Raw genomic sequence first — 20,283 nt, forward strand, 5'->3', positions numbered from 1 at the left:
CAAGATCACAATGGCTGGCCGGCGGCGGCCTGCCAGGGCCCGAGGGAGGCGATAACATCCCGTTTCGGAGCCGACACGATACGGAGGGTGTCGATGTCCCGATCGATCACGCGCCCGGTCCTCGCAGGTCTGGCCGCCAGCCTGTTGACCGTACCGGCCCTTCCGACCGTCGCCGCCACCGCCGGTCTCGGCGCGTCGGCACCGGCCTGCGCGACCCCACTCGCCCCCGTCCGGCCGGTCGCCGCCAGGCCCTGGCCACAGCAACGGTACGACCCGGCGCGGCTCGCGCCGCTGGCCACCGGCGACGGGGTGACGGTCGCGGTGGTCGACTCCGGGGTGGACCGGGTGCACCCGCAACTGGCTGGGAGGGTGCTGGCCGGCACCGACCTGCTCGACCCCGGCGGGGACGGCGGTCGGGACTGCGCCGGGCACGGCACCGGTGTGGCGAGCATCATCGCCGCGGCACCCCGCCCCGACGTCGCCTTCCGCGGCCTGGCACCGGGTGCCCGGATCCTGCCGGTTCGGGTGAGTGAACAGCAGGTCGTGCAGGGGCGGGAGTCGGGGCGTACGGTCAGCGCCGACGAGTTCGCCCGGGCCATCCGGTGGGCCGTCGACCATGAGGCCGACGTGGTGAACCTGTCCGTCGTGCTGTACGCGGACGACCCGGAGGTCCGGTCGGCGGTGCGGTACGCGGTCGAGCGGGACGTGGTGCTGGTGGCCGCCGCCGGCAACCTGCACGACAGTGGGGACCCCCGACCGTTCCCCGCCGGCTACGACGGGGTGCTCGGCGTGGGCGCGATCGGGGCGGACGGCGGGCGGGCGGCGTTCTCGCAGACCGGCTCGTACGTCGATCTTGTCGCTCCGGGCAGCGAGGTGCTGACCGCCGCACCCGGTGTCGGCCACCATCGCGTCGAGGGGACCAGTTACGCGGCGCCCTTCGTCGCCGCCACCGCCGCGTTGCTGCGGGAGTACCGGCCGGAGCTGACCGCCGCCCAGGTGGCGGAGCGGATCATCGCCACCGCCGACCCAGCTCCGGGCGCGGGCCGGGGCGGCGGGTACGGCTCCGGAGTGTTGAACCCCTACCGGGCGGTCACCGAGACCAGCGGTGGCCGTGCGGCCGGCGCACCGCCGGTCGCCGCGCTCGCCGACGACCGGGCCGACCCGGCGCAGCTCGCCCACCAGGCCCGCCGGGTCGCCGCACGGGACCGAGCCCTGCTGGTCGGGGCGGTGGCCGGCATCACGGCGGTCACCGTGGCGCTGCTCGCCCTGGTGGTGCCCCGGGGCACCCGTCGACGCTGGCGACCGGCCGGCCCGGCCTGAGGCCGCCCGCACAGGGCCTGGAGCCGCCCGCACACGGCCTGGAGCCGCCCGCACACGGCCTGGAGCCGCCCGCACAGGGCCTGGAGCCGTCCGCACACGGCCCTCGCCGCCGACCGGCCGCGGGCGGGGCGCTGACCCGAACACGGTCAGCGCTCCCGGCCCACATCGCTCACTGGAACAGCCCGGTGTTCTTCTTCTCGGTGTCCAGGTAGTCGGTGGCGGAGTCGTTCACCGCCAACCTGATGTCACGCAGCATCCCCTGCAGGTCCTGCGAGGCCGAACGCCACCGCGCCTGCCGCTGCTCGTAGGCCTGCTGCGCGTCGCCTGTCCAGCTCGCCACCAGCGGGGCGGCGTCACGTTCGAGTTGACCGAGCTGCGCGTCGAGGGTGTTCAACGCCTTCTGAATGTCAGCGCCGGCCTGCTGCAGCGCGGCGAAGTTGACGACCAGCACACCATGGTCCATCGGATTCCCTCCCCAGCGGGATCAGAGCGGCAGCTGGATGCCGCCGCGGTTGGTGCCGGCCACCCGGCTGGCCACCTCGTCGTCGGACGCGTGGTACTGCCGACCGGCGGTGCGGATCGCACCGGCGGTCTCGCGCAGCGCGCGGTGCAGCGCCGCCTGGTCCTGTGACCACTGCTGCTTGACCTGCTCGAACGACCGGCCACCAGCGCCACGCCAGGCCTGCTGCAACACTTCCAGCTCGGCCAGCAGGCCGGTCAGCATGGACTGCAACGACTGGTCCACCTGCTCGAACTTCGCGGCAGTCTGCTGCATCACCGCTGCTTCTGCCTTGGTTTGGGACATCCGGACGTCACCTCGTCTCTCGGATCGCACCTGGCCGTCGACGCGCCCATCCCGGGGCGACGCGTCGTCGCTTGGCCCGGTCTTTCGAGCACTGAGACACGGGTCAGCGAAGGACTTCGTGGCTGACGGTAGCGACCTCGTAGCGGTTCTGCTACCCCACCGGCTTCCCCTGTGGACAACCGAGGCGGCCATCGGTCGCTTACGATGTGCCGCAGTCACGTCGCGGCGCGTGACGGGCCGCCGGAGGGCGGCCGGCCCGCCCGACCCTGGTCCCCACTGGTCGAGGAGGCACGGTGCCGGCGATCACCACCGGAGGGCCGCACCCGCCGACCCCGGTCGGGTCCGAGGCAGGCGCCTCCCCACGGGTGGGCGGGCCGGGCCGACCCACCGACAGCGGCCCGCTGCCGGTAGAGCAGCGCACCCCCCGTCGCCGGTCGCCGGCGGCTCACTGGGTCGCACTCGGCCGTCGTGCGGCTGCCGGAGCGCGAGCCGGCCAACTGGTCACCGCACAGGTCGCGGCGGCCCTGGTGCTCGTCACCCTCGGCCGACCCGCGCCGGTCGTCGCGGCAGCCGTACTGGTGGCCGTGTTGCTGGTGGCCGCCGCCTGGGCGCCGGTGCGGGGCCGGTGGCTGTTCGAGTGGCTGGGCACCGCCGTCGGGCACCTCACCCGCCGGCGGGCGTTGACCGGGCCGGCCGACGCGGCCGAACTGCTCGACCTGGTCGCCCCGGGCACCGTGGTCCGCTCGACCGAGTTGACCGGCGGGCCGGCGGCGCTCCTGGAGGACACCACCGGCATGGTCGCGCTCCTGGAGCTCGGCGACCCCGGCGACCTGCTGGGTGACGTGTCCCAGGCGATCCCCGCCCCGGCCGCGCTGCTCCCCCCGACCGGGCCGGACCAGCCCCCGCTGCTGGTCCAACTGCTGCTCGCCGGTGCGCCCGCGCCGGTGCCGAGCGCCGGTGGCACGGTCGGCACGTCGTACCGGCAGCTCACCGACGGGCGGCTCGCCGGGCGCGAGCGCGCGGTGGTGGCGGTCCGGGTGCTGCGGGTGAACGGTTGGTCCGAGGAGGACCTGCGCCGCGTACTCGCCGGAACGGTCCGCCGGATCGTCCGCCGGCTCGGGCCGTTGGCCGCGCGACCGCTCGGGGTGCCGGCGGCGCTACGCGTACTGGGCGAGCTGGCCCACCACGACGGCGACCCGGTCCGGGAGTCGTGGCCGGCGATCCGGTCCGGCAGTCTCGTCCAGGCCACCTTCCGTCTGCTCCACTGGCCCGACGCGGGCGCTGCGGCTGGGCGCCGGCTGGTACCCCGCCTGCTGGCGCTGCCGGCGACGGCCACGACGGTGTCGATCTGCTCAGGCCCGTCGCCGACGATGTCGACGTCGTCGGCTCCGCCTACGGCCGGCGGAGTGCCGACCGAGCTGACCGTACGCCTGGCCGCCGGGACGGCGGCCGAGTTGGCGGCGGCCAGCGAGGCGCTGGTCCGGCTGGTGACCGACCTGGGCGGAAAGCTGCGACGACTCGACGGCGCGCACCTGAGCGGGCTGGCCGCCACGCTGCCGTTGGCGCTGACGGCACCCGGAGCGCAGCCCCGCCCACCGGCGCCCGGGCAGCGACCCGGCCCGACCGTGGACGACTGGGAGCTGTCAGTGGGCGACGCGGGAATGATGGTCGGCACCAACCGGCACGGCCGCGCCGTCACAGTGCGACTGTTCCGGCCGGAGAGCACCCGCGTGCTGCTGGTCGGCGGGGTACGGGCAGCCCAGCTGGTGGCCCTGCGCGCCCTGGCACTCGGCGCCCTGGTGGTGGTGCAGACCGCCCGGCCACGGGCCTGGGAGCCGTTTGTCCGTGGGGTTGGCGCACCGGGGGGCACGATCCCGTTGCTCCCTCCCGGTCGGGCGGTCGCCGACGGGGTGGGCACCGCGCTGCGTCCGTTGCTGCTGATCGTCGACGCCGGGCCGGTGGCGGCCGAGGCCGTGCCGGGCCCGCCGTGGCGGGCCACCCTGGTGGTACGCGACGAGCTGACCCCGGCCGATGTGGACGCGTTGAGCCGCGCCGACCTGGCGTTGCTCCAGCCACTGACCTCCGCCGAGGCCACCCTGGCCGGAGCCGCGCTGGGGCTGGGCGGGTCGGCCGAGTGGCTGACCCGGATCCGGGAGGACATGGTGGCGGTGGTCAACCGTCGGGCGCTGCGGTGGGCACTGCTCTCCCCCACTCCGATCGAGGCGCAACTGATCGGCCCGCCGACGCGCGGCTGAACTGATCGGCCCGCCGACGCGCGGCTGATTCGACCGGACGCGCCAGCCGGCGGGTTACGTCGCTGCGGTGTCCGTGGCACGATCCCCGCCATGGGTTTTCTGAAAGGTCTGCTGATTCGGCTGGCCAGCACAGCACTGGCTTTCTGGCTGGCCACGCTCCTCATCCCGGGCATCTCCCTGGATTCGAACTCGGCCACCGAGACGGTGACCACGCTGCTCCTGGTGGCGGTGATCTTCGGTGTGGTCAACGCTGTTCTCCAGCCGATCATCAAGACCGTCGGTTGTGGCTTCTACCTGCTGACCCTGGGTCTCATCGCCCTGGTGGTGAACGGGCTGCTCTTCCTGCTCACCAGCTGGATCGCCGACCAGGCCGGGTTGCCGTTCTCGGTGGACGGTTTCTGGCCGGCGGCAGTGCTCGGCGCCCTCTTCGTGAGCATCGTGACCTGGATCCTCGGCGCCGTCCTCGACCGGGACTGACCGCCGACCAGCCAGCACCGACCCGGTCCGTCCGGGGCTCCGACCTCGGCCGGGGCCCCGGCGGGCCGATGACCAGAGTTCGGGAATGTGGCGGCCTTACCGCCCACCTCGGCGGTTAGCGTCGCGGCATGTTCTCGCTGACCTATTCCGACGGCCACCTGCTCAGCACCGATCCGGAGCGGATCGACCTCGATCTGGTGCACCACTGGTTGTCCACCGACGCGTACTGGGCGCTCGGACGGGACCGGGAGACCACCGAGCGGTCGTTCGCCGGCTCGCTGCCGTTCGGCATCTACCGGCCGGAGGACGGCCGCCAGGTCGCCGTGGCCCGGGTCGTCACCGACGGTGCCACCTTCGCCTGGCTCTGCGACGTGTACGTCGACCGCGCCGCCCGGGGTCGCGGGCTGGGCGGACGGTTGGCCGGCGCGGTCCGGGACCACCTGGATGAGCTGGGCGTACGCCGGATCCTGCTCTGCACCAACGACGCCCACCAGGTGTACGCCGGGGTGGGCTTCACCCCGTTGGACGCGCCGCAACGGTGGATGCAGCTGGACCGGCGAGCCCCGGTGACCCCGCTCACCGGAAAGGAACAAAGCAGCACTACGCCCCTTACGGTGGAGACGTGACGCCACTCCGCCTTGGATACCTCTACGGCCTCGGCGCGTACCTGCTCTGGGGTTTCTTTCCGCTCTACCTGAAGCTGCTGCGACCCGCCGGCCCGCTGGAGATCCTGGCCCACCGGATCGTCTGGTCGGTAGTCTTCGTGGCTCTGCTGCTGGGCGCGCTGCGCAACATCGGCTTCCTGCGGGCGTTGCTGCGCCGCCGGTGGGCGGTGGCGGGGATCGTCGCCGCCGCCGCGCTGATCGCTGTCAACTGGGGCACCTACATCTACGGGGTCAACTCCGACCGGGTCGTGGAGACCGCGCTCGGCTACTTCATCAACCCGCTGGTAGTGGTGCTGCTCGGGGTGACGGTGCTGCGGGAGCGGCTGCGCCCGGCGCAGTGGGTGGCGCTGGGCATCGGCGCGTCGGCGGTCGCGGTGCTCACAGTGGACTACGGACGGCTGCCCTGGCTGGCGTTGACCCTGGCGTTCAGCTTCGCCGGCTACGGCCTGGTGAAGAAGCGGCTCGGGCTGCCGGCGGCGGAGGGGCTGTTCGTCGAGTCGGCGGTGCTGGCGTTGCCGGCGCTGGGCTACCTGGGCTGGCTGACGGCGAAGGCCGACCTGACCTTCGGGCACGTCTCGGCGGGGCACACCGCGCTGCTGGTGCTGGCCGGCGCGGCCACGGCGATCCCGCTGCTGCTGTTCGCCGGGGCGGCCAACCGGCTGCCCCTGAGCAGCCTGGGCATGGTCCAGTACCTGGCGCCGATCCTTCAGCTCGGCTGCGGGGTGCTGATCTTCCACGAGCCGATGCCCCCGGCCCGGCTGGCCGGCTTCGCGCTGGTCTGGCTGGCCCTGATCGTCTTCACCGCCGACGCCGTCCGAGCCTCCCGCCGCACCCGCCGGCCCGCCCCTCTCCCAACGCCCGTCCCAACTCCCTGACCGCCCCGCGATCTTGCAGTTTCTGTCGCCGATATGCCCTCCATGCCCCTTGTGGAAGGACAGGAAATGCAAGATCGCGAAAGGGACGGGGTGGGGTGGGTTACGGGACGGCGTAGGTCAGGAGGGGCGTGCCGTCGGCTTTCTGGAGCTCCACGCTGACCAGCTCGGCGTCGGTGAACCTCGTCGCGCCGGTGAAGCTCAGATCGTCGCCGGGAGCCGCCAACCACGAGCCGATCTGCTCGGTGGCACCGTTCGGGCCCCGCGCCACCAGCCGGAACGGATACGCCTTGCCGTAGCTCGTCCGCGCGTCGTACCCGCAACGCATTCTCACCTCGGTGCCCCACTTCGTGCCGGTCAGCCCGAGGTCGGCGTGCACCGGCCCGGCGGCGGCCACCGGCCGCATGGCCACCATCGACACCTGCGGGGCGGGCTTGCCCTGCGCGCCGGGCGGGTCGACCGGTCGAGGCAGCGCCACTGCGGTGCCCACACCGACCAGCAGCGCCAGCCCGGCGGCGGCCAGTGTGGTCAGTGCCCACCGTCGCCGATCCGCGGCGCGTTCCCGACGACGACGCTGGCGGGCCTCGTCGAGCAGCGCGGGCACCCGGGGCGGGGCCGGCGGCGGCAGGATCTGCTCCAACCCCGCCGGGTCGAGGCGCCCGAGCAACCCGGGCAGGACGGCGATCTCGGCGACCGCCTCCCGGCACGAGGCGCAGCCGCCCAGGTGCCGCTCGTAGGCCGCCCGCTCGGCGGGGGCCAGGGCGCCCAGCACGTACGCGCCGTCGTCGTACGCGAACTCGCACCGGGTCATCCCGTCACCCCCATCTCGGCCAGGACCAACCGTAGAGACCGCAGCGCGTAGTGGGTGCGGGATTTCACGGTCCCTGGCGGTACGCCCAAACGGGACGCCGCCTCGGCCACCGACCGCCCCTGGTAGAAGCACTCGACCAGCACCTCCCGGTGGGTCGGGCTGAGCCGGTTGAGCGCCTCGGCGACGGTCCACGCCTCCACCGCCCGCTCGGCCTCGTCGATCACCTCGGGCGGTTCGGGCAGATCGTCGGTGAACACCTCGCCGACCCGGGTGGATCGCCGCCGCCAGGCGTCGATGGCCAGGTTACGGGCGGTGGTGAACAGCCAGGACCGCACCGATCCGCGCCTCGGGTCGAGTGACTCCGGATGTCGCCAGGCCCGCAGCAGCGTCTCCTGCACCAGGTCCTCGGCCCGCTGCCGGTCCCCGTTGACCAGCCGCAGAGCATGGGCGTACAGCGCCTCCGCGTGCTCGTCGTGCAGCGCGCGGAGCAGTTGGGCGTCGTGGTCGCTGATGGCGGTCTCCTCGCTTCCGGCGCGCGTCCGGCGGTGCGTCCGCTCGGGAATACGTGCGGTCACGCCGAACGGTTCAGCCCGAGGTCAGACGGGTGCCGCCCGGAGAGGTGTTCATGCCTGGTTCACATCGCGGCTGACGCGTGCTCACCACGTCCTCCTAGCGTCCGGCTGGTACGCCGCCTGTCGTGCCACCGACTTCTCTGGAGGCCTCCCCCATGAGCGACCGTCCCCGGCTGCTCCCCCTGTTGAACGGCACCCGCCATGGCACCCGTGATGCCATGACCTGCCTGTACCGGTGCGGAAACGCGTGTGACCACCCGGTCCCGAACACCTCCGACAACGCGTACTTCGGCGATGTGGTGAACGCCGAGGTGTCGCGGCGTGGCGTGGTCCGGGCTGGCGCGGTCGGCGCGCTGGTGCTCGGTTTCGGCGGCACGGCGGCTGGCGCGCTCGCCGGGGCGGCCCCGGCCATGGCGGCCCCGACCGCCCCGGACGTTCCGGAGAACTTCGGGTTCGGTCGTCCGAGCACCGGAATCGGCAGCGGCGCGCTGACCTTCAAGCCGATCCCTCCGAACAAGCTGGACACCCTGGTCGTGCCGAACGGCTACGACCACGCCGTGGTGATCAAGTGGGGTGACCCGGTGCTGCCGGGCGCGCCGGAGTTCGACCTGCACCACCAGACCGCCGCCGCGCAGTCCAAGCAGTTCGGCTACAACAACGACTTCGTGGGTGTGCTGCCGCTGGACAAGCAGGGCAAGCGGGCGCTGCTCGTGGTCAACCACGAGTACACCAACGAGGACCTGATGTTCCCGGGCTTCCCCGGCCTGGACGGGCTCTCCGTGGAGCAGGTGCGCACCGCCATGGCCGCGCACGGCATGTCGGTGGTGGAGCTTGAGCGGGTCGCGGGCACCGGGCAGTGGAAGCCGGTCGGCAAGGGCCCGCGGCCGTACAACCGGCGGGTCACCGCCCTGAGCACCAAGTTCGACCTGACCGGCCCGGCCGCCGGCTCGGCCTGGCTGAAGACCGCCGCCGACCCCAGGGGCCGTACGGTCGTCGGCACGCTGAACAACTGCGCCGGTGGCGTGACCGCGTGGGGCACCGTGCTCTCCGGCGAGGAGAACTTCAACCAGTACTTCGTGGGCGCCGACGCCGCCCCGGCCGAACTGAAGCCGAAGCTGGACCGCTACGGCATCAGCACCGCCAGCCGCTACCCCAGCGGCAGCCGCAAGTGGGAGCGCGCGGACGAGCGCTTCGACCTGGCGAAGCACCCCAACGAGGCACACCGGTTCGGCTGGGTCGTCGAGATCGACCCGTTCGACCCGGAGAGCCGCCCGCGCAAGCACACCGCGATGGGCCGGTTCAAGCACGAGGGCGCCAACGTGATCGTCGCGAAGGACGGCCACGTGGTCGCGTACATGGGCGACGACGAGCGGTTCGACTACCTCTACAAGTTCGTCTCGGACAAGAAGTTCATGAAGGGCAACTCCTGGGCTGCCCGCAAGCACAACCTGACCCTGCTGGAGTCCGGCACGCTCTACGTGGCGAAGCTCGACCAGACCAGCGCCGCCGAGATCGACGGTACGGGCAAGCTCCCCACCGACGGCGCGTTCAACGGTCGGGGCCGCTGGATCAGGCTGGTCAGCGGCAACCGGTCGTTCGTCGACGGGATGACCGCGGCGGACGTGCTCACCTTCACCCGGCTCGCCGGTGACAAGGTCGGCGCGACCAAGATGGACCGCCCCGAGGACGTCGAGCCGAGCCTGCTCACCGGCAAGGTGTACGTGGCGCTGACCAACAACACCAACCGGGGCGTCGGCAGCAACCCGAAGCCGGACGAGGCCAACCCGCGCAACGCCAACAAGCACGGGCAGATCCTGGAACTGGTCGAGGACCGCAACGACAACACCTCGGAGACCTTCGCCTGGTCGTTGCCGATCGTGTGCGGCGACCCGACCGACCCGTCGACCTTCTTCGCCGGGTACGACAAGACCAAGGTCTCCCCGATCTCCTGCCCGGACAACGTCGCCTTCGACGCCACCGGCAACCTCTGGATCTCCACTGACGGCAACGCGCTGGGCAGCAACGACGGTCTGTTCGCCACCGCCGTTGAGGGTCCGGAGCGGGGTCACCTCAAGCAGTTCCTGACTGTGCCGCTCGGCGCGGAGACCTGCGGTCCGTTCATCACCGGCGACAACCGCTCGGTCTTCGTTGCCGTGCAGCACCCGGGCGAGATCACCGGGGCCTCGGTGGAGAACCCGGCCTCGAACTGGCCGGACGGTGACTACGCCAAGCCGGGCGTGGTGGTCACCTGGCGCCTCGACGGCGGCCCGGTGGGCAGCTGACGGCACGACAGCCGCTGACATTCCTCCGGCGGTCCCGCGTTGGACCGCCCCGAGAGGCCCTCTCCCAGCCCGGGAGAGGGCCTCTCGGCCGTCAGTTGTCGCTGGCGATGCCGTCGGCCACGCTGCGGGCCACGGTGAGCAGCTTGGCGCGTACCACCCGGGCGGAGGTCATCATCTCGCTGGCCGGCAACGCGCAGGCCAGCACGACCCGGCGTTCCATGTCCTTGTCCGGCGCGACGAGCACCGCGGCGCAGGCCACCCCCTGGCGGAACTGCCCCATCTCCAGTTGCATGCCGCGCCGGTCGCCGGCGGCCAGGTCCGCCTCGAAACTCTCGGTGGTGGTGAGCGTGGCGGTGGTGAACGGGCGCATGCCGTACTCGCGCAGATAGCGGTAGCGCTGGTCGGTCGTGAGGGTGGCGAGCAGCGACTTGCCGAGCGCTGTCGCGTGCGCACCCTCGTCGAAGCCGGGGACCAGATCCTCCAGGTAGGGCGAGCGGTGCCCCTCGGCGACGGCGGTGAGGGCCACCTGGCCGCCGACGAACCGACCAAGGTAGTGGCTGTAGCCGGTGTCCAGGGCGGCCCGGCGCAGTGTCTCACCGACCGCCGGCGGGCCCCGGAACGCCGTCACCAGCTCCCGGTACCGGTCGGCCACCTCCAACCCCACGATGTACGTGCCGTCCTCGCGACGGATCACGTAGCCCTCGTAGGCGAGGGTGCGAACCAGGTGGTAGGTGGTGGCCACGGTCAGCTCGCAGCGTCTGGCGATCTGCTTGACGGTCAGGCCCTTCGGGGCACGACCGACCGACTCCAGCACCCGTAGCGCTCGGGACACGCTGCGAATCAGGTCCGAAGGTTCTGCCAAGGGGTCGCGCACAACCACCTCCGCCGCCGTGGACTTACACCATATGAAAAACAGGCCCGGTGCGAAATGCCTGTTCGGGTCGAGGATGCCAGATCACCATCCACAGGTTGTTGCCCGCCGGTCACCGGGAGTGCGGTGAACAGGGCTCGCGTAGGTTTGCCGAACGATGACCGACACCTCGAACACCCCCGATCCGGCCGTTGCCCGACCCCATCCGGTTCGGGCCAGCGTCGGCGCAGTCGTCACCACGGTGGCCTGCGTACTCCCCGTCTTCCTGCTCGGCGGTCTCGCCGTTCAGATGGGCACGGACCTCGGCTTCTCGCCGGCCGGCCTGGGCCTTGCCGTCTCCGTCTACTTCGGGGTCAGCGCGCTGGCCTCGGTGCCCTCCGGGCGGTTGGTCGAGCGGTACGGACCGGCGGTGGTCGCCCGCTGCGGCATCGTGCTGGCCGCCGGGTCGATGCTGGCCGTGGCCGCCTTCGCCAGGTCGTACCCGGTGCTGGTCGGTCTGCTGGCGCTCAGCGCCGCCGCGAACGCGCTCGGCCAGTTGGCCAGCAACGCGGCGCTGGCCCAGCACGTGCCGGCCCGGCGGCAGGGGCTGTCGTTCGGTGTCAAGCAGGCCGCCATCCCGGTCTCCACCCTGCTGGCCGGCGCGGCGGTGCCCACCATCGCGCTCACCGCCGGCTGGCGCTGGGCGTTCGTGGCCGCCGCCGTGGCGGCGCTGACGACGCTGGCCGCCGTACCCCGACAGTTGCCTGGCCCGGCCCGTCGGGCCGGCGCCGCGCGCGCGGGGCGGGCGACGGCGGCGCTGGTGGTGATCGGCGCGGCGGCGACGTTGGCGTCGGGCGCGGCCAACTCGCTCGGCACCTTCCTGGTGGACTCCTCGGCGGCCCGAGGTCTGTCGCCGGGCCTCGCCGGTCTCACCCTGACCCTGGGTAGCGCTGTCTGCGTGGCGGCCCGGGTGGGCGCGGGCTGGTTGGCCGACCGCCGCGAGACCGGTCACGTCGCCCTCATCGCCGCGATGCTGCTCGTCGGCGCGGTCGGGCTGGGCCTGCTCGCGTTGACCGGCTCGGTGCCGTTGGTAGTCGGTGTGGTGCTCGGCTTCGGCCTGGGCTGGGCCTGGCCCGGCCTGATGAACTTCGCGGTGGTCCGGCTCCACCCGCGGTCACCGGCCGCCGCCACCTCGATCACACAGACCGGGGTGTACGCGGGCGGCTGCCTCGGCCCGCTGAGCCTGGGCCCGCTCGCCGCCCACCTCGGTTACCCGGCGATGTGGACCGTCGCGGCCGTGGCGATGCTGCTCGCCGCCGCCCTCATGCTCGTCGGCAGCCGACTGTTGACCCGCGCCGGCGCTGCGGAGGGCCGTGGCGTGGATCAGCTGGTGCGGTCGGCGATGTAGTCGCAGAGCGACTCCAAAGCGCTGCGGGACGGGCCGTGCGGCAGCGGAGCGAGCTGCGCGCGGGCGTCCTCGGCGTAGCTGCGGACGGTCTCCCGGGCCCGCTTGAGCGCCGGGCTCTCCCGGAGCAGCCCCAACGCCTCGGCGTGCAGCGCGTCGTCGGTCAACGGGCCGGTCGCCAGGATCTCCCGCAGCCGCACCGACGACGCGTCGGAGTCGTCCGCCTCGCGGGCGTAGAGCACCGGCAGCGTCGGAACACCCTCGCGCAGGTCCGTGCCGGGGGTCTTGCCCGACTGCACCGACTCGGAGGCGATGTCCAGCAGGTCGTCGGAGAGTTGGAAGGCGACGCCGATCGTTTCGCCATACCCGGCGAGGGCCTCCACGTGCTCAGGGGCGGCCCCACCGAACATGCCGCCGAACCGGGCGGACGTGGCGATCAACGAGCCGGTCTTCTCAGCGATCACGTGCAGGTAGTGGGCCACCGGGTCGTCGTCGGCACGCGGCCCGACCGTCTCCGCGATCTGGCCGTGCACCAGCCGGGCGAAGGTGCGCGCCTGCAACCGGACCGCCTCGGGGCCCAGGTCGGCGGCGATGTCCGCCGCGCGGGCGAAGAGGTAGTCGCCGACCAGGATGGCGACCGAGTTGGTCCACCGGGAGTTCGCGCTCGGCGCGCCCCGACGGACGGCTGCCTCGTCCATCACGTCGTCGTGGTAGAGGGTGGCGAGGTGAGTGAGCTCCATCACCACGGCGGCCGGGACCACCTGCGCACCGGTCGGATCACCGAACTGGGCGCCGAGCGCCACCAGCAACGGCCGGAACCGCTTCCCACCGGCCTCGACGAGGTGCCGGGCGGCCTCGGTGACGAACGGGTCGGCACTGGCCACGCTGGCCCGCAACTCGACCTCGACCGTGTCCAGCAGACCCAGCACGGACGCCTCGACACGGGGATCGGCGAGGCTCAGGCCAAGCGCGCCGAACTGACTCGTGCTCGCCCGACCCCGTCGACCGCCGGAGCCGGAGGCACCTGAACGCTCGCCCGCCGGATTCACCACGCTATCAACCATGCCACACCCGTTCGACCTGCTCCGGCCCGGGGATACGCACCGGGGGCCGGCACGTGAACACGCGCCGACCCCCGGTGATCGATCCTTCGGTCATCTAACGAATTCGGCGGCTCCGGTAGCCAGATCCAGCAGCGGCGCCGGGGCGACACCCAGCACCAGGGTCGCCAGCACACCGATCATCAGCGCCGCGGCGGTGAGCCCACCGGGCACCGTGACGGTCGGGGTCGACTCGCCCGGCTCGGAGAGCCACATCATCACCACGACCCGCAGGTACGGGAACGCCAGAATCATGCTGGTCAGCACACCGGCGATCACCAGCCAGGCCTGGCCACCCTCCAGCGCCGGCCCGAAGATGGCGAACTTGCTGGTGAAGCCGCTGGTCAGCGGAATACCGGCGAAGGCCAGCAGAATGAACGTGAACAGCGCGGCGAAGAACGGCGACCGGCGGCCCAGCCCGGCCCAGCGGGACAGGTGGGTGGCCTCGCCGTCGTCGTCGCGTACCAGCGTCACCACGGCGAACGCGGCCAGCACCGAGAAGCCGTACGCGACCAGGTAGAACATCGTGCCGGCGAGCCCGTCGCGGCTCGGCGCCAACACACCGACCAGCAGGTAGCCGGCGTTGGCGATCGAGGAGTACGCGAGCAGCCGCTTGATGTCGGTCTGGGTGACCGCGAGCACCGCGCCGATGAGCATGGTCAGCACCGCCACCGCGCCGAGGACCGGCGTGAAGTCCCAGTTGGCGTCGGCGAACGCGACCTGGAAGACGCGCAGCAGGGCACCGAACGCGGCGACCTTGGTGCAGGCCGCCATGAAACCGGTGACCGGGGTCGGAGCGCCCTGGTAGACGTCCGGGGTCCAGACGTGGAACGGGGCCGCCGCGGCCTTGAAGAGCAGACCGATGGCGAGCAGCGCCATGCCGGCGAAGAGCAGCACCGGGCTGGCCGGCGACTCGCCCACCGCCGCGTGGATGGTGGCGAAGTCGACGCCGGCCGTGCGGCCCGGGATGCCGGCGGTGAAGCCGTAGATCAGGGCCACGCCGAACAGGAAGAACGCCGAGGCGTACGCGCCGAGCAGGAAGTACTTCATCGCCGCCTCCTGGCTCAGCAGACGCCGGCGACGGGCCAGCGCGCAGAGCAGGTAGAGCGGCAGGGAGAAGACCTCAAGGGCGATGAACATGGTCAGCAGGTCGTTCGCCGCCACGAAGATCAGCATGCCGCCGATCGCGAACGTGGTCAGCGGGTAGACCTCGGTGAGACCGTTGCGACCCTCGGCCTGCCGCCGGTCGTCGGCCGACTCCGCGGTCACCGCGGCCTGGGCGACGAACGCCCCGCCCCGCTCGACCGAGCGGTCACCGATCAGCAGCAGCGCCATGGCGGCCAGCACCAGGATCGCGCCCTGGAGGAAGAGCGTCGGCCCGTCGATCGCGAGCGCCTGACCCGCCGTGATGATCCGCTCGTCGGCGCTGAGGACCACCATGGTCAGTGCCGCGAGCACGGCGAGCAGCGCCAGCGTCAACTGCACCACGTGCCGCCAGCGACGAGGCACCAGGGCCTCGACCAGCACGCCGAGCAACGCGGTGCCCAGCATGATCAGGATCGGAGAGATCGCCGCGTAGTCGATCGACGGCAGCTTCAACTCGGTCACTTTGCCGCCTCCTGGACGGTGCCGCCCACGGACGGCGCCGGGTCGGTTCTGCCGATGTCGTCCATTGTCGCCTGGACGGCGGGGTTGATCACGTCAGTGACCGGCTTGGGGAAGAAGCCGAGCAGCACGATCAGCGCGATCAGCGGGGCGACCACGACCTTCTCGCGCAGGTTGAGGTCCCGGCGCATGCCGTCGACCTCGGTCAGCGCCGGGTTGAGGGTGCCCTGGGTGGTGCGCTGCACCATCCACAGCACGTACGCGGCGGCCAGGATGATGCCGAGCGTGGCGATCACCGCGACCGGCTTGTTCACTGTGAACGTGCCGATCAGCACCAGGAACTCGGAGATGAACGGCGCCGTGCCGGGCAGCGCGAGCGAGGCGAGACCGGCGAAGAAGAGCACCCCGGCGAGCACTGGGACGAGCTTGCCGGCGCCACCGAAGTCGCTGATCAGCGACGAAGCACGCCGAGAGATCAGCATGCCCACCACCAGGAAGAGCAGGCCGGTTGCCAGCCCGTGGTTGAGCATGTAGAGCACCGCGCCGGTGCCGGCCTGGGTGGTGAAGGCGAAGATGCCCACGCCGATGAAGCCGAAGTGCGCGATCGAGGTGTACGACACCAGCCGCTTGAGGTCGTTCTGGCCGACCGCCAGCAGCGCGGCGTAGACGATGCCGATCACGCCCAGGGCCAGCGCCCACGGCGCGAACCACTTCGACGCCTCCGGGAACAGCGGCAGGCAGTAACGCAGGATGCCGAAGGTGCCGACCTTGTCCAGCACGCCGACAAGCAGCGCCGCCGCCCCCGCCGGGGCGGCGCCACCGGCGTCGGGCAACCAGGTGTGGAACGGGAAGAACGGCGCCTTGATGGCGAACGCGAGGAAGAAGCCGAGGAACAGCCACCGCTCGGTGCCGGTGCTGATGTCGACCTGCGAGAGCGCCTGCCAGTCGAAGGTCTTCCCGCCGACCACCCACAGGCCGATCACCGCGGCCAGCATGAACAGACCGCCGACGAGCGAGTAGAGGAAGAACTTCACCGCCGCGTACTGCCGCTGGTGGCCGCCGTAGCTGCCGATGAGGAAGTACATCGGCACCAGCATGACCTCGAAGAACACGTAGAACAGGAAGACGTCGGCGGCCGCGAAGACGCCGATCATCGTGCACTCGAGGACCAGCAGCAGTGCGAAGTAGACGGGCACCGACCGCTTCGACGACTCCGCGTCGTGCCAGGACGCCAGGATCACCAGCGGCACCAGCACCGCGATCAGCATCAGCATCACCAGCGCGATGCCGTCGGCGGCGAAGGTGAAGCTGACCCCCCAGTTCGGGATCCAGGAGTACGACTCGCGGAACTGGAACCGGTCACCGCCGGCGTTGAAGCTGACCCACATCACCACCGAGAGCACCAGCACGAGCAGCGACCAGGCGAACGCCACCTGCTTGGCCAGCTCCGGGCGGTGGCGCGGCAGGAAGGCCACCACCAGGGCGCCCACCAGCGGCGCCACGGTGAGCACCGAGAGGAACGGGAAGTTGGACATTATGCGGCCTTACCTCCGTCGTCACTGCGTGGTCCGCCGGCGGGGGCGGCCGGAAAGAGGTCGATCACGCCAACCACCCCGCCTGCACCGCCAGGAACGCCGCCATCACCAGCAGCGCACCGGCAAGGATCGAGGTGGCGTACGAGCGGACAAAGCCGGTCTGCATCCGACGGAGGCGACCCGAGCCACCGCCGACCGCGGCGGCGAGCCCGTTGACGAGCCCGTCGATGCCCCGGTTGTCGAGGTACACCAGCGCCCGGGTGAGGAAGATGCCCGGCTTCTCGAAGACCGCCTCGTTGACCGTGTCGGTGTAGAGGTTGCGCCGGGCGGCGGTGACCAGCACCCCGGCCGGCTGCGGCGCGGTGGCGGTGCCGGCGCGGAACAGGAACCAGGCGAGCCCGGCACCGAGCACGGTCACCAGCAGCGACAGGATGGTGATCACGGTGTGCGAGAGGACCGCCTCGTGCTCCGCGTGCTCGCCGCCCAGTCCGGCGGTCTCCGTCAGCCAGTCCGGGACGGACGTGGCGAGCAGGAAGCCGGCGCCGACCGACCCGACCGCCAGCAGGATCAGCGGGATGGTCATCAGCTTCGGCGACTCGTGCGGGTGCTCGATGTCCTCGGTCCACCGCTGCGGCCCGTGGAACGTGAGGACGAACAGCCGCGTCATGTAGAACGCGGTGAGCCCGGCGCCGAGCAGTGCCGCACCGCCGAAGAGCCAGGCGGTCCAGTCCTCCCGCTCGAAGGCGGCCACGATGATCGGCTCCTTGGAGAAGAAGCCGGAGAAGGGGAACATGCCGATGATGGCCAGCCAACCCATCATGAAGGTCAACCAGGTGATCTTCATGTACTTGGACAGCCCACCGAAGCGGCGGATGTCGACCTGGTCCTTCATCCCGTGCATGACCGAGCCCGCGCCCAGGAACATGTTGGCCTTGAAGAAGCCGTGCGCCAGCAGGTGCACGATGGCCAGCGCGTACGCCGCGCCGCCGAGACCGACACCGAGGAACATGTAGCCGATCTGGCTCACCGTCGACCAGGCGAGCACCCGCTTGATGTCGTCCTTGGCCGCACCGATGATGCAGCCGATCAGCAGGGTGAGCGCGCCGACACTGACCACCACGAGTTGCAGCGTCGAGTTGGCCGAGAAGATCGGGTTGGACCGGGCGATCAGGTAGACGCCCGCGGTGACCATGGTGGCGGCGTGGATGAGCGCCGACACGGGGGTCGGACCCTCCATCGCGTCCGGCAACCACGCCTGGAGCGGGAACTGACCGGACTTGCCGGCCGCCCCGAGCAGCAGCAACAGGCCGAGGACCAGCACCGTGGTGCCGGTCAGCGCGCCGACACCGTTGAACACCTCGTCGTACTGGGTGGTGCCCAGGGTGGCGAACATGATGAAGATGCCGATGGCCAGGCCGGCGTCGCCGACCCGGTTCATCAGGAACGCCTTCTTGCCGGCGGTGGCCGCGCTCGGCCGCTCGGTCCAGAAGGAGATCAGCAGGTACGACGCCAGACCGACGCCCTCCCAGCCGAAGTACAGCATCACGTAGTTGTTGCCGAGCACCAGCAGCAGCATCGCCGCGACGAACAGGTTGAAGTACGCGAAGAACCGACGACGGCCCGCGTCGTGCGACATGTACTCCACCGCGTACAGGTGGATCAGGAAACCCACCCCGGTGATCAGCAGTACGAAGACCGCAGCCAGCGGGTCGAACAGCAGGCCGAAGTCGACGCGCAGATCACCGACGGCGATGAAGTCCCAGAGGCTCAGCTCGACGGACTTGTTCTCCAGGCCACGCAGCTGGAAGAAGAAGCTCAGGCCGAGCACGAACGCGGCGCCGATGGCGGCGACGCCCAACCAGTGCCCCCAGCGGTCGGCCCGGCGGCCGAGCAGCAGCAGGATTGCCGCGCTGAGCAGCGGGATCGCCACCAGCAGCCAGACGCCCCCGAGCAGCCCCGTGGCCTGGGCGTATTCCACAGTCTCTTCCACCGGTGGACCCCTCTAGTACTTGAGCAGGTTGGCGTCGTCGACACTCGCCGAGCGTCGCGTCCGGAAGATGGACATGATGATCGCGAGCCCGACCACAACCTCGGCCGCCGCCACCACCATCACGAAGAACGCCATGATCTGGCCGTTGAGGTCACCGTTGATCCGGCTGAAGGTGACCAGCGTCAGGTTGGCCGCGTTGAGCATCAGCTCCACGCACATGAACAGCACGAGCGCGTTGCGCCGGACCAGCACCCCGGCGGCGCCGATGGTGAACAGCACCGCGGCGAGCACGAGGTAGTAGGTCGGCTCGACCGAGAAGAACGATCCCATTACTTGTCCGTCCCCTTCAGCGAGGTCTCCTCGGCGGTCAGCTCGCGCTGCGGAAGGATCGCCGGGATGCTGCGGTCGGTCAGGCGGCCGTCGGGCAGCCGGGCCGGGGTGGCCACCGAGGAGGAGGTCGCGAAGACGCCGGGGCCCGGCTTCGGGCCGGGGTAGTTGCCCGGGGCGAAGCGTGCCTTCATGGTGGACACCTGGTCGACCTTGTCCTGCTTCCGCCGCTCGACGTGGGCCAGCACCATGGCACCGACCGCCGCGGTGATCAGCAGCGCCGAGGTCAGCTCGAACGCGAAGACGTACTTGGTGAACAGCAGCCGGGCGATCCCTTGTACGTTCCCCTCGGCGTTGACCTGCTCCAGACCGACCGTGTTGGTCCGGTCCAGCGCCTGGTAGAGGCCGGTGCCGACCAGACCGGCGAAGCCCAGGCCGAGCACGATCGCGGCGACGCGCTGGCCGCGCAGCGTCTCGATCAGCGAGTCCGTGGAGTCCCTGCCGACCAGCATCAGCACGAAGAGGAACAGCATCATGATCGCGCCGGTGTAGACGATGATCTGCACCATGCCGATGAACGGGCCGGCCTGGAGCACGTAGAACACGCCCAGGCAGAGCATTGTCAGCACCAGCCACAGCGCCGAGTGCACGGCGTTGCGCGCGGCCACCATCCCGATCCCGCCGATCAGCGCGAGCGGGGCGAGGATCCAGAAGGTGACCGCCTCACCGGTGGAGACCGAACCCGCCGCGGCGAGCACCGTAGACGTGGTCATGCTCCCTCTCCCTTGCCGGTCGCCACGCGCTGGGCGGCCTGCTCGGCGCCCGGGAACGTCACGCCGGGGTGCTCCTCGACCTGGTAGCGGCCGGGGCCCATCGGGGACGTCTCCGCACCGGCGGAGGTGCCCGGGTTGTCCAGCGCGCCGACGTAGTAGTCCTTCTCGCTGTCACCCAGCCGCATCGGGTGCGGAGGCTGCTCCATGCCCTCCAGCAACGGCGCGAGCAACTGCTCCTTGGTGAAGATCAGGTCCTGCCGGTTGTCCCGGGCCAACTCGTACTCGTTGCTCATGGTGAGCGACCGGGTCGGGCAGGCCTCGATGCACAGCCCGCAGAAGATGCAGCGGGCGTAGTTGATCTGGTAGATGCTGGCGTACCGCTCACCCGGCGAGAAGCGCTCCTCGTCGGTGTTGTCGCCACCCTCGACGTAGATCGCGTCCGCCGGGCAGGCCCAGGCGCACAGCTCGCAGCCGATGCACTTCTCCAGGCCGTCCGGGTGCCGGTTGAGGATGTGCCGCCCGTGGTAGCGCGGCGCCGACACCGGCGGCTTGAACGGGTAGTCGGTCGTGACGACCTTCCTGAACATGTGCGAGAAGGTGACACCGAATCCCTTGAACGTTCCGGTGATCGCGCCCACG

At 71.2% G+C, this 20,283-nt stretch carries 19 protein-coding genes; 7 read left to right on the forward strand and 12 right to left on the reverse strand.

Annotated features, from left to right (window positions below):
- Positions 1–93 precede the first annotated feature (93 nt).
- Positions 94–1,320 carry a type VII secretion-associated serine protease mycosin gene (mycP, locus tag ACGF3C_RS02675; RefSeq protein WP_393218162.1) on the forward strand — a complete coding sequence of 409 codons (1,227 nt, stop codon included), beginning with the start codon at positions 94–96 and terminating at the stop codon, positions 1,318–1,320.
- A gap of 169 nt (positions 1,321–1,489) precedes the next feature.
- On the opposite strand, the gene ACGF3C_RS02680 is transcribed toward mycP, so the two are convergent.
- Both ACGF3C_RS02680 and ACGF3C_RS02685 read right to left on the reverse strand, forming a co-directional pair.
- A complete protein-coding gene (locus tag ACGF3C_RS02680) occupies positions 1,490–1,783 on the reverse strand; it encodes a WXG100 family type VII secretion target (RefSeq protein ID WP_355004864.1) in 294 nt (97 codons plus the stop codon).
- Positions 1,784–1,804: 21 nt separating this feature from the next.
- Positions 1,805–2,125: a WXG100 family type VII secretion target gene (locus ACGF3C_RS02685; protein WP_091395516.1), complete on the reverse strand. Its 321-nt coding sequence runs from the start codon at positions 2,123–2,125 to the stop codon at positions 1,805–1,807.
- A 293-nt stretch (positions 2,126–2,418) separates the two neighbouring features.
- Between ACGF3C_RS02685 and eccE the strand changes: the two genes are divergently transcribed.
- From eccE to rarD, 4 genes are all read left to right on the forward strand, one after another.
- On the forward strand, positions 2,419–4,380 hold the full coding sequence (gene eccE, locus ACGF3C_RS02690) for a type VII secretion protein EccE (RefSeq protein WP_393218167.1): 1,962 nt from the start codon (positions 2,419–2,421) through the stop codon (positions 4,378–4,380).
- A 90-nt stretch (positions 4,381–4,470) separates the two neighbouring features.
- Positions 4,471–4,857 (forward strand): phage holin family protein, encoded by a 387-nt coding sequence (locus tag ACGF3C_RS02695; RefSeq protein WP_091395522.1) that lies wholly within the window; start codon positions 4,471–4,473, stop codon positions 4,855–4,857.
- A 128-nt stretch (positions 4,858–4,985) separates the two neighbouring features.
- Positions 4,986–5,483, forward strand: a complete 498-nt coding sequence (locus ACGF3C_RS02700; RefSeq protein WP_357222511.1) for a GNAT family N-acetyltransferase — start codon at positions 4,986–4,988, stop codon at positions 5,481–5,483.
- On the forward strand, positions 5,480–6,397 hold the full coding sequence (rarD, locus tag ACGF3C_RS02705; RefSeq protein ID WP_357222509.1) for an EamA family transporter RarD: 918 nt from the start codon (positions 5,480–5,482) through the stop codon (positions 6,395–6,397). Before ACGF3C_RS02700 ends, rarD begins: the two co-directional genes overlap by 4 nt.
- A 100-nt stretch (positions 6,398–6,497) precedes the next feature.
- Here rarD and ACGF3C_RS02710 read toward each other — a convergent pair whose 3' ends face one another.
- Together ACGF3C_RS02710 and ACGF3C_RS02715 are read right to left on the reverse strand one after the other, a co-directional pair.
- Positions 6,498–7,205 carry a zf-HC2 domain-containing protein gene (locus ACGF3C_RS02710; RefSeq protein WP_357222507.1) on the reverse strand — a complete coding sequence of 236 codons (708 nt, stop codon included), beginning with the start codon at positions 7,203–7,205 and terminating at the stop codon, positions 6,498–6,500.
- Positions 7,202–7,717 (reverse strand): sigma-70 family RNA polymerase sigma factor, encoded by a 516-nt coding sequence (locus ACGF3C_RS02715; protein WP_051708644.1) that lies wholly within the window; start codon positions 7,715–7,717, stop codon positions 7,202–7,204. The genes ACGF3C_RS02710 and ACGF3C_RS02715 overlap by 4 nt, the downstream gene beginning before the upstream one ends.
- A 215-nt stretch (positions 7,718–7,932) precedes the next feature.
- On the opposite strand from ACGF3C_RS02715, the gene ACGF3C_RS02720 reads away from it, so the two are divergent.
- Positions 7,933–10,059: a PhoX family phosphatase gene (locus ACGF3C_RS02720; protein ID WP_357222505.1), complete on the forward strand. Its 2,127-nt coding sequence runs from the start codon at positions 7,933–7,935 to the stop codon at positions 10,057–10,059.
- 91 nt (positions 10,060–10,150) lie between these two features.
- Here the strand turns inward: ACGF3C_RS02720 and ACGF3C_RS02725 are convergent, their stop codons facing one another.
- On the reverse strand, positions 10,151–10,933 hold the full coding sequence (locus ACGF3C_RS02725; RefSeq protein WP_124821331.1) for an IclR family transcriptional regulator: 783 nt from the start codon (positions 10,931–10,933) through the stop codon (positions 10,151–10,153).
- Between the two features lie 154 nt (positions 10,934–11,087).
- Between ACGF3C_RS02725 and ACGF3C_RS02730 the strand changes: the two genes are divergently transcribed.
- Positions 11,088–12,317, forward strand: coding sequence for an MFS transporter (locus ACGF3C_RS02730; RefSeq protein WP_357222503.1), 1,230 nt, complete (start codon positions 11,088–11,090; stop codon positions 12,315–12,317).
- Here the strand turns inward: ACGF3C_RS02730 and ACGF3C_RS02735 are convergent.
- The 7 genes from ACGF3C_RS02735 to nuoI all read right to left on the reverse strand — a co-directional run bounded on the left by ACGF3C_RS02735 (position 12,293) and on the right by nuoI (position 20,282).
- A complete protein-coding gene (locus tag ACGF3C_RS02735) occupies positions 12,293–13,378 on the reverse strand; it encodes a polyprenyl synthetase family protein (RefSeq protein ID WP_355004857.1) in 1,086 nt (361 codons plus the stop codon). The two genes, ACGF3C_RS02730 and ACGF3C_RS02735, sit on opposite strands and share 25 nt — an antisense overlap.
- A gap of 90 nt (positions 13,379–13,468) precedes the next feature.
- Positions 13,469–15,022, reverse strand: coding sequence for an NADH-quinone oxidoreductase subunit NuoN (gene nuoN / locus ACGF3C_RS02740; RefSeq protein WP_357222501.1), 1,554 nt, complete (start codon positions 15,020–15,022; stop codon positions 13,469–13,471).
- Positions 15,019–16,554: an NADH-quinone oxidoreductase subunit M gene (locus ACGF3C_RS02745; protein WP_393218176.1), complete on the reverse strand. Its 1,536-nt coding sequence runs from the start codon at positions 16,552–16,554 to the stop codon at positions 15,019–15,021. The genes nuoN and ACGF3C_RS02745 overlap by 4 nt, the downstream gene beginning before the upstream one ends.
- Positions 16,555–16,618: 64 nt before the next feature.
- The gene (nuoL, locus tag ACGF3C_RS02750; protein ID WP_355004854.1) at positions 16,619–18,544 is read right to left on the reverse strand and encodes an NADH-quinone oxidoreductase subunit L; all 1,926 of its coding nucleotides are present in this window, start codon (positions 18,542–18,544) and stop codon (positions 16,619–16,621) included.
- A 12-nt stretch (positions 18,545–18,556) separates the two neighbouring features.
- A complete protein-coding gene (gene nuoK / locus ACGF3C_RS02755) occupies positions 18,557–18,874 on the reverse strand; it encodes an NADH-quinone oxidoreductase subunit NuoK (protein ID WP_355004853.1) in 318 nt (105 codons plus the stop codon).
- On the reverse strand, positions 18,874–19,644 hold the full coding sequence (locus ACGF3C_RS02760; protein ID WP_357222498.1) for an NADH-quinone oxidoreductase subunit J: 771 nt from the start codon (positions 19,642–19,644) through the stop codon (positions 18,874–18,876). The genes nuoK and ACGF3C_RS02760 overlap by 1 nt, the downstream gene beginning before the upstream one ends.
- A complete protein-coding gene (gene nuoI / locus ACGF3C_RS02765) occupies positions 19,641–20,282 on the reverse strand; it encodes an NADH-quinone oxidoreductase subunit NuoI (RefSeq protein WP_357222496.1) in 642 nt (213 codons plus the stop codon). Before nuoI ends, ACGF3C_RS02760 begins: the two co-directional genes overlap by 4 nt.
- Position 20,283 lies beyond the last annotated feature (1 nt).

This window comes from Micromonospora sp. NPDC047762 (genome assembly GCF_043204655.1).
Classification (GTDB): Bacteria; Actinomycetota; Actinomycetes; order Mycobacteriales; family Micromonosporaceae; genus Micromonospora.